This is a genomic window from Neptuniibacter sp. QD34_54 (genome assembly GCF_047778055.1).
Taxonomy (GTDB): Bacteria; Pseudomonadota; Gammaproteobacteria; order Pseudomonadales; family Balneatricaceae; genus Neptuniibacter.
Genome location: NZ_CP180546.1, coordinates 2,940,261 through 2,952,969, shown reverse-complemented (window position 1 = coordinate 2,952,969; position 12,709 = coordinate 2,940,261). Strand labels below are relative to the sequence as shown.

Here is a 12,709-nt window from a genome sequence, read left to right as displayed (position 1 = left end):
TTGTATGAGTAGTCTTAATCAAATTCAGCAGTTAATGGATGACTGTGTTCGTCTTGAAGCCTCTGACCTTCATATCTCTGTCGGCCTTCCTGCAACCTATCGTATTCATGGGCGAATTACGCGTAATAATGAAGAGCCATATTCATCTGAGCTGGTGGATGAGATGGCCTATGCGTTGATGAGTGATTCCCAGCGAGAGCAATTTCAAAACGACCAAACATTAGATATGGGTTGTAGTACGGAGGCTGGACATCGTTTTAGGGTGAATGCCTACAGAGAACAAGGTAATACCGCTTTAGCTATCCGTTTTTTAGATGGTGGATTAAAAACCACCAGAGAGCTGGGTTTGCCACCACAGATGGATTATCTGGCTGAGTTAAAAAGTGGTTTGGTCCTTGTTTGCGGCGCGACAGGTTCCGGTAAATCAACGACACTGACAGCTATACTCAATAGCATCAATGAGAATCAAGCTAAGCATATTTTGACAGTGGAAGACCCGGTGGAGTTTGTTCACCAAAATAAGCAATCTATTGTGCACCAGCGTGAGCTTTATACGGATGTACCTGACTTCGCCAGTGCAGTAAAAGCGGCGCTGCGAGAAGATCCTGATGTAATCATGGTCGGAGAGATGAGAGACCTCGAGACCATGCGAACAGCGCTAACAGCGGCTGAAACCGGTCATCTAGTATTTTCAACATTGCATACTAATGATGCGGTGGGTGTTGTCGAACGTTTGATTGGTAGTTTCCCGGGTAACGAACAAGGTGTTGCCCGTCAACGTATCGCTCATGCTTTAAAAGCGGTTGTAGCTCAAAATTTAGTACCTACGGCTAACGGCAAAGGTCGAGCGGTTGTTGCTGAAATTTTGATGGTGAACACGGCCGTTGCCAACCTAATTGAATCCGCAAAATCCAAACAAATCTATTCAGTGATGGAGAGTAGTACTCGGCAGGGAATGCAGACGCTTGATCAGGCACTTGCGCGTTTAGTTGCGGCGAAGAAGATTACCCTCGAATCGGGCAGGAGTTTGTGTAGAGATATTGGTTCGTTTGAGCGTATGCTGGGTGGTCAATAATGGCTGCACAAGAAAATAGTTTGCTCAATGCCGGTACTCAGGCAGGTCTAATTGACCCAATAATGCTGCCTGAACTTAAAAGTAGTGCTCGACGATCAGGGACCGACTTGATTGAGCTGTTGTGCCGAACAGGCCGTTATCCCAAAACGGCTTTGTATCAAGCTTTAGCTGATAGCCGTTCATTACCCTTCCTAGATCGTGAATCGATCGAGATTGACACTAACTTGCTCAATCCATTTAACGCTGACACATTGCTTCGGCGGATGTTTGCTCCGGTGAGATATCAAGGCGAATTATATGTGCTTTTATCAGATCCCGATGATCGTATGGGCTTGGATACGGTTCAGCGAATCATAGGTAAACGTGCGACACCGGCGTTAGCAGATCCAGCATTAATCGAATCAATCATTCGTAAACATTTTAATGTTTATGAGATCGGTGCGAATGCAGTCACGATTATTGATGACATTATGAAAGAGGCGTATATCTGCTCGGCAACGGATCTTCACTTCGAGCCTCAAGAGACGGGCATGCTTTTACGTATGCGAGTCGATGGAAAAATGCAAAGTTATGAACGGCCGATCAGCAAAGAGCTTTCCGAGTCGCTGATGTCGCGTATTAAGGTGCTTGCGGGCCTTGATATCGCTGAGCAAAACATGGCACAAGATGGCGGTTTTAGTTACAAAATTCAAGATTGGTTTGAAGTTGACGAAGTTGAACTTCGTGTTGCAACAATCCCTAGCCGTTGGGGTGAAAAAGCGACCTTAAGGGTGTTAGGCCAAAGTACGGCAGGTCAGACCTTATCTGATTTGGGTATGCCGGATCATATCCTCACGTCAATGAAGCAAGCTTTAGCCAAACCTCACGGCATTATTCTGGTAACGGGGCCTACGGGTAGTGGTAAAAGTACAACGCTGTATGCATCCCTGCGTGAATTGGATGCTTCGCAGTTAAATATCCTCACGGTTGAAGATCCTATTGAACAGGTTGTTGAAGGTACGACACAGGTTCAGGTATCCGAAAAAGTTAGCTTTTCCAAAGCCTTACGATCTTTCCTACGTCACGACCCTGATGTGATGTTAGTCGGTGAAATTCGAGATAACGAAACGGCCGAGACCGCGGTTCGCGCAGCGATGACTGGGCATATGGTGCTGTCCACCTTACATACGAATAGCGCCGTCGCCACGGTCAACCGCCTTATCGATATAGGGTGTCCCCGTTACCTCATCTCTTCAACGCTCGCTGGGGTATTAGCTCAGCGATTGTTACGTCGTTTATGTTCTCACTGTAAAGAGGCTTATCAGCCTGATCAGAGAGAGCGTGAGATTCTTCAGTTGTCTCAGAGTGAAGATATTACTCTGTATCGCAACCATGGATGCCCTCAGTGCACCGGTAGTGGCTACCGGGGACGTGTAGGTATTTATGAAACCTTATGGATTGATAAAGAGATAGAGCTATTGATCCATTCGGGTGCTGAAGATGAACAGATAGCAGAAGCCGCTGCGGGTGCAGGTCTGCTCAGTACTCTCTGGCAAGACGCCAGAGATAAAGTGCTAGAAGGCACAACAAGCCTTCAAGAAGCAATGCATCTGTATTAGGAGAAACTATCTGATGAAGTTCAGCTATAAAGCGTTGGACACTCAGGGACGTGAGCGTCAAGGCACTGTTGAAGCTAATAGTGCTGCAGACGCAACTGCACAATTGCGGTCACGCTCCTTACATGTCCTAAAGCTTGATGCGGGAGGCCAGGCTTTCAGTTTGATTGCCTTTATCGCAAAGATTTTTAGTTATATCTCAATTAAACGCTATACCAGCGCCAGTGCCGCGGACCAGGTTATTTTCTTCCGCCAGTTATCTCTAATGCTGCGCTCGGGAAATACCTTAATGCAGGGTTTAGAGCTCTGTTCGGAAATGACCGAAAAGGTTCGGTTGCGCAATAGCTTGATCAATATTCTAGTGGCCATTCAGGGCGGTAGTAGCTTTGCTAATGCGATTGAAAAGCAGGGCAGTAAATTCCCTCCGATTGTGGCTAAGTTGATCGCATCAGGCGAAGCCTCGGGTGAGCTACAAATGACCTTGGAACGCTTGGCCGATTCCCTGGAGCGAAGTGCTGCGTTGAAGCGTCAATTTGTATCCAGTTTGATCTATCCAGTGCTGGTTGTGACCGCTGCGATAGGTGTAACTTTATTCTTAGCTCTAAGCATAGTGCCTAAGTTTGCAACGATGCTCGAGGGTAAATCGCAGCAATTACCTGCGGCAACTCAAGTCATGATGGATGTCTCTGCTTGGTTAATCGACTATGGCTTTTATCTTGGTGTAACGGTGGGTGTGGTTATCTTCGCGATTTTAGTGGCTTACACGACGAAAGTCGGGAAAGCAGTAATTGATCGTGTATTGATCAACCTTCCTCTGATCGGTAATTCGATAAAAACCTCAGGTATGGCGCAGATGGGCTGGACCATGTCCATGCTGCTAAGCAGTGGTTTAACCGTACTTGAATCTCTTCGAGTGGTGAGTTCTGTTGTAAGTAACGACCGCTTATCACTTTGTTTCTCTCATGCCAGTGATGAAATTCTGGCCGGTCGAAGCTTGGCTGTAGGCCTTAACCAACGAAATATTCCCATGATGGTTCAACACATGGCGGGTATCGGTGAGCGTAGTGGTGAACTAGAGCATGTGATGTTGGAGCTCGGGCGTTACTACCAAGATCAGGCGGAAGCTCGAATTAAACGGATGATCGCAATGATTGAGCCTGCAATGACATTAGTTGTGGGTGGTCTAGTAGGTGGCGTCTATTACGCCTTCTTCAAAGCGATGATGCAGGTTTCTGCAGGTTAAGGTCGGGAGATAAATTATGCAATTTGATTTAACAAAATACGATGTTAGCGCAGATAACCTGATTTTTGCGGCTAATGAATCTGATGCGGATAGATTTGATCAGGGTACAGATACTTATAACGATCAAACGGCACCGTCTTATCTAAATGGTTTGTTGTTGGATGCAGTGCGCGAAGGTGCCTCTGATATTCACTTTGAGCCTTACGAAGAAAAGCTACGTATTCGTGTACGTGTCGATGGGGTAATGCGTGAGCTCACCTCTATGCCTCGTGGTTTTGGTAACTTGCTGACCATACGTCTTAAAGTTATTTCTGGTTTAGATATTGCGGAACACCGAGGCACTCAAAGTGGCCGTTTCCGTATGATGATCACCGATAAAGTTGGTTTAGATTTCCGTTGCTCGGTTACGCCAACACTCTACGGTGAAACTATTGTACTGCGTATGCTTTATCTGCCAGAAGAGCTGCTGAATTTAGATCATTTAGGTATGGCTCAAAGTCAGATTCAATTGGCTCAGCAAGCAACCAAAAAGCAGCAGGGTATGATTCTAATTACCGGGCCTACAGGTAGCGGTAAAACCGTATCTTTGTATACCTTGTTAAAGCAGCTAAACAGCCAGCAGCGCAATATCTACACTATCGAAGACCCGATCGAAATTAACTTGCCAGGGGTCAATCAGATCAATGTCAGCCAGAAGCAGGGTATCACCTTTGCCAATGTGGCTCGTACGATTCTGCGTCAAGACCCTGATGTCATCATGCTGGGTGAAATGCGCGATCACGAAACGATCGATTCAGCCATTAAAGCTGCGCATACCGGTCACCTTGTTCTATCCACCCTTCACGCAACCTCAGCGCCTAAAGTGATATCGCGCTTGCGCAATATGGGCGTAGATCCGTACAACATCGCTTCGACTGTGAGTTTGATCATCAGCCAGCGCTTACTTCGTAAGCTTGATCCTGCAACGCGTGAACGAGCAGAGGTTCCTAAAGAGCGTTTATTAGCAATCGGTTTTAAGGACGATGAACTACAAGATCTAGAGCTTTATCGAGCTAAAACCGGAGAAGGAAACTCTACAGGGTATAAAGGCCGAATCGGTATATTTCAGGTGTTACCTGTAAGCAATGCGTTATCGCGCTTAATCGCAGAAGGAGCTAATGACGCGGATATTGAAGCTTATGCTGATGCCAACGGTATTGGGGATCTCCGGCGTTCTGCTTTGGAAAAGCTCAAAGCAGGTTTAACGGATATAGATGAAGTAGAGCGTGTACTTGGTTTAGTTGAACAAGCTGAAACTGAGCTACTGAATATTCCAGAACTATTGCAGCGTACTCAGAGTCAATCTGAGCAAGTAGAGGAGGTTGTGTAATGTCTAATCAACATAATTTCCCTAATAAGAGAAAACAGCAGGGTTTTACCCTTATCGAGCTGCTGGTGGTTGTCTCTGTATTAGCTGCCATGGCAGGGATAGCTGCTGTGGCGATGGATGGTTACGAGCAGGATGCTCAGGAGCAGCTTGTACAAACTGAAATGAAGCGTATTGCTTCCGCGATTTATCGCTTTAAAGAGGATACGGGGTATTTTCCGAAAGAGGGCCTTTTCAGTGCAGACTCTCTATATGGTGTATCGACTTCAAGTACAGCAAAGAATCAATACGAGAATTCGTTAATTAATTTCAATTGGTTGTTTGAGTCCCCAATACAGCTTGATACAGATTTTGATGGGGATATTGATAGTAATGACGTATCAGGAGGAGTTGAGCGTTTGGCGTGGAATATCAATAGCTCACGCGGTTGGAACGGGCCATATCTAGATTTATCTTCACAAAGTTCAGTAGTTGCTAATTCAACTATTTGTGGTTTGTCAGAATCGAATTTTGATACAGGTTTTGATGGTAATGACGCCGTTGGCCTAACAGATACTTTTGAACGTAATACTTCAGGTAGTGAATCTTGTGCTGCTGTTAAATATTCGGGTGAATGGGTAAGGCGAGAATTTACCGGTCAGGCGTACCGTTACTTTACTGCTTACAAAAATGATGCGGTTATTGATTGTTTGCAGTCAGGCAACGGTTGTATCGCAGTTGTAAGTGCGGGTGCTGATAGCGTATTAGATACTGATCTTACTGATGCTGTTACCAACGATATCGTTCATATTTTAAGGGTGAATCCATAATGAAAAATGTTGTAAATAAACAGCATGGTTTTACCCTGCTGGAACTTGTAATAGTTGTTGCTGTAATGGGATTGATCGCTTCTTTGGCAACTGAATTTGTAGTCCATGAAACCAATCAGAAACGTTTCGCCACAACGAAAGAAAAGAGGGAAGATGTTCGTTTAGCTGTCCATCGATATTACAAAAATTTCGGGGTATTTCCTCCAAATTTGAAGGAGCTCATCGTTTGCTCTACGTCATGCTCTCAATGGCAAGGGCCTTATCTTCTTGATGTTGATTTTGAAGGCCTGACTCCGGTTTTTCGAGATGGTTGGGGAACTGTTAGCAATACAGATGATACATTGAATTATGGTTGGATATATAACAATTATAGCAATGCCAGTGTTGCTCTAACTTCATATGGTTTGGATGGGAGTTTGGGCATAACGTCAAATGCTAGTAGTGCTGAAGCTGTATATGAGAAAGATTATCCTCCTACTATATTTCCTTTGACTACTTCTAGTGCCGCTTCTACCGCGGCGCAATCCCTACCTTAATTTAGATCGGGCAAGGTATTGAGTACAAAGGTTACATGATGGTGATTGTGACTTTTGCAATGCCTTTTCTTTTATAAAGATATAAGTCAGGGTTGATAAGGCGGCAAGAATCAGCACCAAACTACTTTGAAAGATAAACGCCAAGCTATATGCGTATCCAGTGTATAGCTTGGTAATGAGTGTAAGCACTTTTAGCGTGGTTATCCCTGTCATAAATCCAACTCATATTTTTATTGATGCAGAGCAGTATAGACAGCAAAAAACGCACAAGGAGAAACGATTCTCATTTGTAAATTAGATAAAATTTTATTAAAATTCGCGCCTTTATTTATGAGCTGTAATATCTGCCGTTACTGACTGTTTAATCGATCCATCTTTAGATAGTCCCGCTCTTTAACTTTTGGCAGTCGTGTAAGCTCGAATAGTAAGAATGGTTTCTGGCCCAGCATCAAAGGGTGATGTGGTGTTAGTTGCTTTCCTACTTCCTGAAGTTGTATTTGCTTATCAGCGCTCGTGGTGAGTGTGATTTGTGGTGCTCCTTCATTAAGCAGGCCTGAGGAATCAGGTCGTTGGAAAAATACTAATACACATTAAAACTGGAGCCATGAATGACTTCCTCGGTTGCCTCAGGATCGTCTGAGCCAAATATCAAATCACCAAGCCTATTTTTAAAAGCAGGTTTAGGTGTTCTTGCCGTTAGCCTAAGTGTACTGGGCTATACCTACTACGATACTAAAATTAAGCCTCTCTCTGGTTATGGCGATGACTGGGCAGCTTTAGATTATTTGAAAGAGAAGGATCCAAAAGCCTTATCAGGTGGTGATCTTACCCACTTTATGTTCGGGGATGTCTCTTTTGTTTCCGAAGCTCAGAACTTACCTTGGCAACTGCAAGCTACATTTGATGACGGTGATGGTGTTTTCGAACGACCTTTTTCACCAGCAGTCGAAAGCGGGTATCGCTATGATGCGGATGGTGTAGGGCCTCTATTTAATCAGGTATCTTGCGAAGCCTGTCATATCGCTGATGGTCGTGCTGCTCCACCAACGGATCTTAGTAAACCAATGGAAGGTCTGCTGTTTCGCGTTTCTGTGCCGGGTAAAGGGGAACATGGGGGGCCTAAACCTCACCCTGTTTATGGTGGACAGTTAGCGGATAACTCTATCCCTGGTCATCAGCCTGAAATATCTCTCGATATTACCTATGAAGAGATTATTGGTTATTACAGCGATGGCAGTGAGTATCGTTTATTAAAACCTATTTATAGTTTCCCTGAGCAGAACTACGGTCCATTGGGCGATGATGCGATGATCTCGCCGCGTATTGCACCATTTATGATCGGTATGGGTCTGATTGATGCGATTACAGACAAATCAATTTTGGAATATGCGGATCCTGAAGATAAAGACGGTGATGGTATTTCCGGTAAGGTGAACAAGGTGTGGAGTGTTGAGTTCAACAAACACATGATTGGCAAATATGGTTGGAAAGCTGAGACCCCAACGCTGAATCAGCAGGGTATGGATGCCGCTGTGAATGATATGGGTGTCACTAATCCATTATTCCCTGTAGAGACTTGCACTAGCTCTCAAGCTGAGTGCAAAGCTGCAAGATCGGGAACTACCGATGCGCCATACGAAATGACCGAAAAACAGATGAATGCGGTCACTACTTATCTTGAATTCTTAGGCGTTCCTGGTCGTGATTACCTTGATAACCCGGATGTAATCCGTGGGGAAAAGCTATTCAAAGATACAGGTTGTGAATCTTGTCACCGCGAGACCTTTGTAACAGGTACAGAACAACGTCAACGTCGTTTACATAATCAGACGATTCATCCTTACTCGGACTTCCTTCTTCATGATATGGGGCCGGATCTAGCTGACCATCGTCCATCATTTGATGCGGATGGTTACGAGTGGCGAACACCACCATTGTGGGGCATAGGTATGGTTGAGACTGTAAACGGTCATACCCGCTTTATGCATGATGGCCGCGCACGTAACTTGGAAGAAGCGATTCTTTGGCATGGTGGCGAAGCTGAACAGTCGAAACAGGACTTCACTAAGCTTGCACAAGCTGACCGTGAAGCGATCGTTAAATTCCTGAAATCCCTATAAAGATTCACCGCCTGCTCTTTAGTAGGCGGTTTTTTATTGCCTGAAATAAGCAAAAGTTGGAGCAGTGATAGTGACATCATTAAATTTGCACTTAGAAACGCAGTCCGTTCGAAGTGAATTACAGCCGGTTTATCAGCAGTTAAACCAGCTGATTCTGGGTAAAGAGTTACAGATTAAATTGTCGCTTACCTGCTTATTGGCTAATGGTCATCTTCTCTTAGAAGATCTTCCGGGGATGGGTAAAACTGTACTTTCTCACTCCTTAGCGAAAGTGCTTGGATTGGATTATAACCGTGTTCAATTCACCAATGATCTATTGCCTGCTGACCTTCTCGGTGCATCAATTTACCAAGCGCAAAGTCAGTCTTTCCATTTTGTTGAAGGGCCTGTGTTTACGCAGTTTCTTTTAGCAGATGAGATCAATCGAGCGACGCCTAAAACACAAAGTGCGCTTTTAGAAGCGATGGAGGAGCGACAGGTTAGTCTAGAAGGTGAGACACGTAAGTTACCCAACCCGTTCTTTGTTATAGCGACTCAAAACCCAGCTGAACAGATCGGTACTGCGCCTTTGCCTGAGTCGCAATTGGATCGTTTTCTAATGCGGATTCAAATGGGGTACCCAGTGAAGGCTGCGGAGTTAGAAATATTAGCAGGAGAAAGTCGACGTGATTTATTGAATCAGGTTGAAAGCCTGCTCGATATTGAACAGCTAGAGCAATATCAGAAGCAAGCAAACGGTGTTGTATGTAGTGAGACTGCATTGGCTTACCTGTACGAATTGCTGCAGTTCAGCCGTGAGAGTAATCATTTTGTAAATGGCTTATCCACACGTGCAGGTTTAGCATTGCTAAACGCAGCTAAAGCTTGGGCATGGTTGGAAGGTGCAGAGAATCTGTTGCCTGCACATATTCAAGCTGTATTCCCTTATGTTGCAGGTCATCGTTTACAACGTATTAGCGGTGCTTGTAGTCCACTGGAAAATGGTCAGCTAATTTTAGAACAGGTTGCTGTTCCACGATGAAAGGCTGGCGTATAGCTCCAACAGGTTTAGGCATCGGTTTTTTGCTGATGCTGTTTGCGCTGTTACTGATAGCGATTAATTTCAGTAATAACCTGATTTTTACTTTGTGCTTTTTCCTAATGGCGGCATTCCTTCTTTCTGTCTGGTTTGTGATCCGCAATATGAATGGCATAGAAGTCGTTAATGTTCGGGTTAAGCCTGTTCATTTAGGCCAAAAAATTAATTATCAAATATCGGTTAAAGATCTGGTGGGTTCTGACCACCTTTATATCGAGCTAAATGGCAGTGATCGTTACTTCCACCTACCTGCTGATACAACTCAAATTTGGAATTTAGACCTCAATGCTGATAAGCGGGGCTTATCTTTAGAGCAGCCATTAGAAATGAGCTGCATCTGGCCCTTAGGTTTATTTACCTTTAAACGAAAAATAGCGCAGTTACCTGAAGTTTTAATCTATCCCGAAGCGCAAGATCTTGCTGCATTAGATCAGCCTGCGACTGGAAGTGCAGCGCATAGCCAATCAGAAGCAGAAGAGCTAGACGGTCTTCGCGAGTACCAGGCTGGGGATAACTTAAAGCGTATCGATTGGCGAGCTGTGGCACGAAGAGGGCAGCTTCAGGTAAAACATTTTGATGGTGCTGATGGTGACCCTAGCTTGTGGCTAGATTGGAACAAAACTCAAGGCTTGGATTATGAGAGCCGAATCAGCTGCCTTTGCCATTGGGTACTGGAGTGCCAGCAAGCGGGTCGAGAGTTTGGTTTGCGACTACCAACTAAGGAGATCGATCCGAATCGAACAGGTCAACATGCTCAGCAGTGTTTAAGTGAGTTAGCCATGATGCCAGAGGAGATCGTGTCATGAGCGGCTTTTTCTCCTCTCGTGCTCAATTATTGAGTCTTATTTTATTACTGTTAAGTGCTCTTCCAGCATGGGGGAACATTAGCTTTGTTCTCTTGCTGAGTTCTGTTGTCGTTATAGCGATCCATCAGCAAATTAAACATAAGCCTGTTATACGCTGGACAGTTATTATTACCTTCTTATTAGGCTGTATTTCCCTCACTCACCTAAATGGCAAAGGCTGGTTCAATGCGACAGCCGTGCTTTCAGTCCTATATACCGTATTAATTTTAAAATGGGCTGAGTCGAATACGCTTCGAGAATATAGAGTCGTTACTCTAGCGAGTACTTTGTTAGCAGCTCTGAGTAGCCTCTACCTACCTAGCTTACCTGCAATGGCATTTTTAATGATGACGGGTGTTTTGATGATCACCTGCTTAATTGCCATAAATGATTCTGAATCACGTCTATCAGCGGGACAGTTGTTGAAGAAAAGTGGTCATATTTCCATAGCTCTATTGCCGATTGCTGTAGTGCTTTTTATCACCATGCCCCGGGTACAGGGACCATTGTGGGATTTAGGCTTGGCTATTGGTTTACCTATTGAGCTGGCAATCGATCAAGATGCTAAAGATATTGGCTTAAAGGGATCGCTCAAAGCAGGTGAGGTGAGTCGTTTAAAACGTAGTGATGCACCAGTATTAGTCGCTGAATTTAGCGGATATGTACCTTATAAAAGCCGTATGTATTGGCGAGGCCCGGTCTTTAGCGACTATGACGGAGTCAGTTGGAATTTACCGGATAATTGGGATAAGCGAAGTAATCTGCTTAAAGGTTCTTACCGTGGTCAAAAAGCGGTGGAGCAAGTTCTAACCAGTAAGCGTGATAAAGTGCATTATGAAGCTCGGGTTTCTCCTCATGCGGGTCATTGGTTATATGCATTAGACCTACCAACAGGCCAAACACCTGAAGCATTAATATCGAAAGATATGCAGTTGTTAGGCATCAGGAAGATCAAATGGGAGTTTAAATACGATATCTATGCTTGGCTTGAATACACAGGCGGTCGCAAACCTTCTGAACAAGAATTTGCTGCGTATTTAGCTTATCCAGAAAACTCCAACCCGCGTCTGAAAGCTTTTGGTGAGGAACTGGCAGTTAAGTACAGTGCCGATCAAGAAAAGATCGATGTGTTGTACACCTATCTCGCCTCAAATGGCTATCAAATGTCGCTAACCTCAGATATTGAGGAAAGTGCTCACAGTCTTGATCAATATTTCTTTGATGAGAAAACTGGAACGATCGAGCATCTCGCATCTAGTACTGCGATGATTCTGAGGGCTGCAGGTATTCCTACTCGCCTTATTAGTGGCTATCGCGGTGGTAGCCTAATCGCGCTGACTGATTTTGTCGTTGTTAAGCAGGAACATGCCCACGTTTGGGTAGAGGCTTGGAGTGATGATATCGGTTGGCAGCGTATTGAAAGTAAAGATTTAGTTGTACCTCCAGAGAAGTCAGCCGCACCGAAACCTAAGATTGAAACCAAGAAACAAGCTCAGTCGACCGAAGTTAAACCATCGAAACCGACTTCTGTCCCTATGGCCGAACAGTCTCAAGCAATGTCTAAATCTGTTAAAGGCACGGATAAGCAATCTAATTCTAGTTGGAATTGGTTGAAAAAACTAAGCTCAGGTGTGGAAACTTGGGTCTTGAATTACAACCCTGATCGACAAGTGGAGCTCCTTAAAAAGTCTGGTTTACGCAAAGTTGATTGGAAAAATCTCCTTGCATTGAGCGTATTGGGCCTAGTGTTTTTAGCGATCGTCTATGCGCTCTTTTTACAAGTTAAGAAAGCGAAAGTTGACCCTGTTAATCGAGCTTTTGATCAGCTCAATCAGCGGTTTGGTAAGTTGGATCTAGCTTGTTTAGACGGCGAATGTCCAAGCCAGTGGTTAACTCGGGTCAAAATTGAAAAGCCAGAGCTATATCCAGCTCTGGAACAGGTCGTTAATCAGTATTTGGCCGTGCGTTATGGCCAACAAGACACAGTAGAAGGGAAGGCACTTTTTGTGCGAGACGTAAAACGTTTGGTAGCGATGATATGA

The 12,709-nt window shown here is 44.5% G+C and carries 10 protein-coding genes; all 10 read left to right on the top strand.

Annotated features, from left to right (window positions below; genetic code table 11):
- The first annotated feature begins 4 nt into the window (after positions 1-4).
- The 10 genes from ACMXYP_RS13365 to ACMXYP_RS13320 all read left to right on the top strand — a co-directional run bounded on the left by ACMXYP_RS13365 (position 5) and on the right by ACMXYP_RS13320 (position 12,709).
- Positions 5-1,075 carry a type IV pilus twitching motility protein PilT gene (locus ACMXYP_RS13365; RefSeq protein ID WP_415882137.1) on the top strand — a complete coding sequence of 357 codons (1,071 nt, stop codon included), beginning with the start codon at positions 5-7 and terminating at the stop codon, positions 1,073-1,075.
- Positions 1,075-2,673: a GspE/PulE family protein gene (locus ACMXYP_RS13360; RefSeq protein WP_415882136.1), complete on the top strand. Its 1,599-nt coding sequence runs from the start codon at positions 1,075-1,077 to the stop codon at positions 2,671-2,673. Before ACMXYP_RS13365 ends, ACMXYP_RS13360 begins: the two co-directional genes overlap by 1 nt.
- 13 nt (positions 2,674-2,686) lie before the next feature.
- Positions 2,687-3,913: a type II secretion system F family protein gene (locus ACMXYP_RS13355; RefSeq protein WP_415882135.1), complete on the top strand. Its 1,227-nt coding sequence runs from the start codon at positions 2,687-2,689 to the stop codon at positions 3,911-3,913.
- Between the two features lie 16 nt (positions 3,914-3,929).
- Positions 3,930-5,282: a GspE/PulE family protein gene (locus tag ACMXYP_RS13350; RefSeq protein WP_415882134.1), complete on the top strand. Its 1,353-nt coding sequence runs from the start codon at positions 3,930-3,932 to the stop codon at positions 5,280-5,282.
- On the top strand, positions 5,282-6,088 hold the full coding sequence (locus tag ACMXYP_RS13345; RefSeq protein ID WP_415882133.1) for a type II secretion system protein: 807 nt from the start codon (positions 5,282-5,284) through the stop codon (positions 6,086-6,088). The genes ACMXYP_RS13350 and ACMXYP_RS13345 overlap by 1 nt, the downstream gene beginning before the upstream one ends.
- Positions 6,088-6,624: a type II secretion system protein gene (locus tag ACMXYP_RS13340; RefSeq protein WP_415882132.1), complete on the top strand. Its 537-nt coding sequence runs from the start codon at positions 6,088-6,090 to the stop codon at positions 6,622-6,624. The genes ACMXYP_RS13345 and ACMXYP_RS13340 overlap by 1 nt, the downstream gene beginning before the upstream one ends.
- A 608-nt stretch (positions 6,625-7,232) precedes the next feature.
- A complete protein-coding gene (locus ACMXYP_RS13335) occupies positions 7,233-8,744 on the top strand; it encodes a di-heme oxidoredictase family protein (RefSeq protein ID WP_415882131.1) in 1,512 nt (503 codons plus the stop codon).
- 70 nt (positions 8,745-8,814) lie between these two features.
- Positions 8,815-9,765 (top strand): AAA family ATPase, encoded by a 951-nt coding sequence (locus ACMXYP_RS13330; protein ID WP_415882130.1) that lies wholly within the window; start codon positions 8,815-8,817, stop codon positions 9,763-9,765.
- Positions 9,762-10,628, top strand: a complete 867-nt coding sequence (locus ACMXYP_RS13325; RefSeq protein WP_415882129.1) for a DUF58 domain-containing protein — start codon at positions 9,762-9,764, stop codon at positions 10,626-10,628. The genes ACMXYP_RS13330 and ACMXYP_RS13325 overlap by 4 nt, the downstream gene beginning before the upstream one ends.
- Positions 10,625-12,709 (top strand): transglutaminaseTgpA domain-containing protein, encoded by a 2,085-nt coding sequence (locus ACMXYP_RS13320; RefSeq protein ID WP_415882128.1) that lies wholly within the window; start codon positions 10,625-10,627, stop codon positions 12,707-12,709. Before ACMXYP_RS13325 ends, ACMXYP_RS13320 begins: the two co-directional genes overlap by 4 nt.

Excerpts from the sequence above, each read along its gene's own strand:
- ACMXYP_RS13365 (WP_415882137.1), top strand. The coding sequence starts at position 5 with ATGAGTAGTCTTAATCAAATTCAGCAGTTAATGGATGACTGTGTTCGT.
- ACMXYP_RS13360 (WP_415882136.1), top strand. The coding sequence starts at position 1,075 with ATGGCTGCACAAGAAAATAGTTTGCTCAATGCCGGTACTCAGGCAGGT.
- ACMXYP_RS13355 (WP_415882135.1), top strand. The coding sequence starts at position 2,687 with ATGAAGTTCAGCTATAAAGCGTTGGACACTCAGGGACGTGAGCGTCAA.
- ACMXYP_RS13350 (WP_415882134.1), top strand. The coding sequence starts at position 3,930 with ATGCAATTTGATTTAACAAAATACGATGTTAGCGCAGATAACCTGATT.
- ACMXYP_RS13345 (WP_415882133.1), top strand. The coding sequence starts at position 5,282 with ATGTCTAATCAACATAATTTCCCTAATAAGAGAAAACAGCAGGGTTTT.
- ACMXYP_RS13340 (WP_415882132.1), top strand. The coding sequence starts at position 6,088 with ATGAAAAATGTTGTAAATAAACAGCATGGTTTTACCCTGCTGGAACTT.
- ACMXYP_RS13335 (WP_415882131.1), top strand. The coding sequence starts at position 7,233 with ATGACTTCCTCGGTTGCCTCAGGATCGTCTGAGCCAAATATCAAATCA.
- ACMXYP_RS13325 (WP_415882129.1), top strand. The coding sequence starts at position 9,762 with ATGAAAGGCTGGCGTATAGCTCCAACAGGTTTAGGCATCGGTTTTTTG.
- ACMXYP_RS13320 (WP_415882128.1), top strand. The coding sequence starts at position 10,625 with ATGAGCGGCTTTTTCTCCTCTCGTGCTCAATTATTGAGTCTTATTTTA.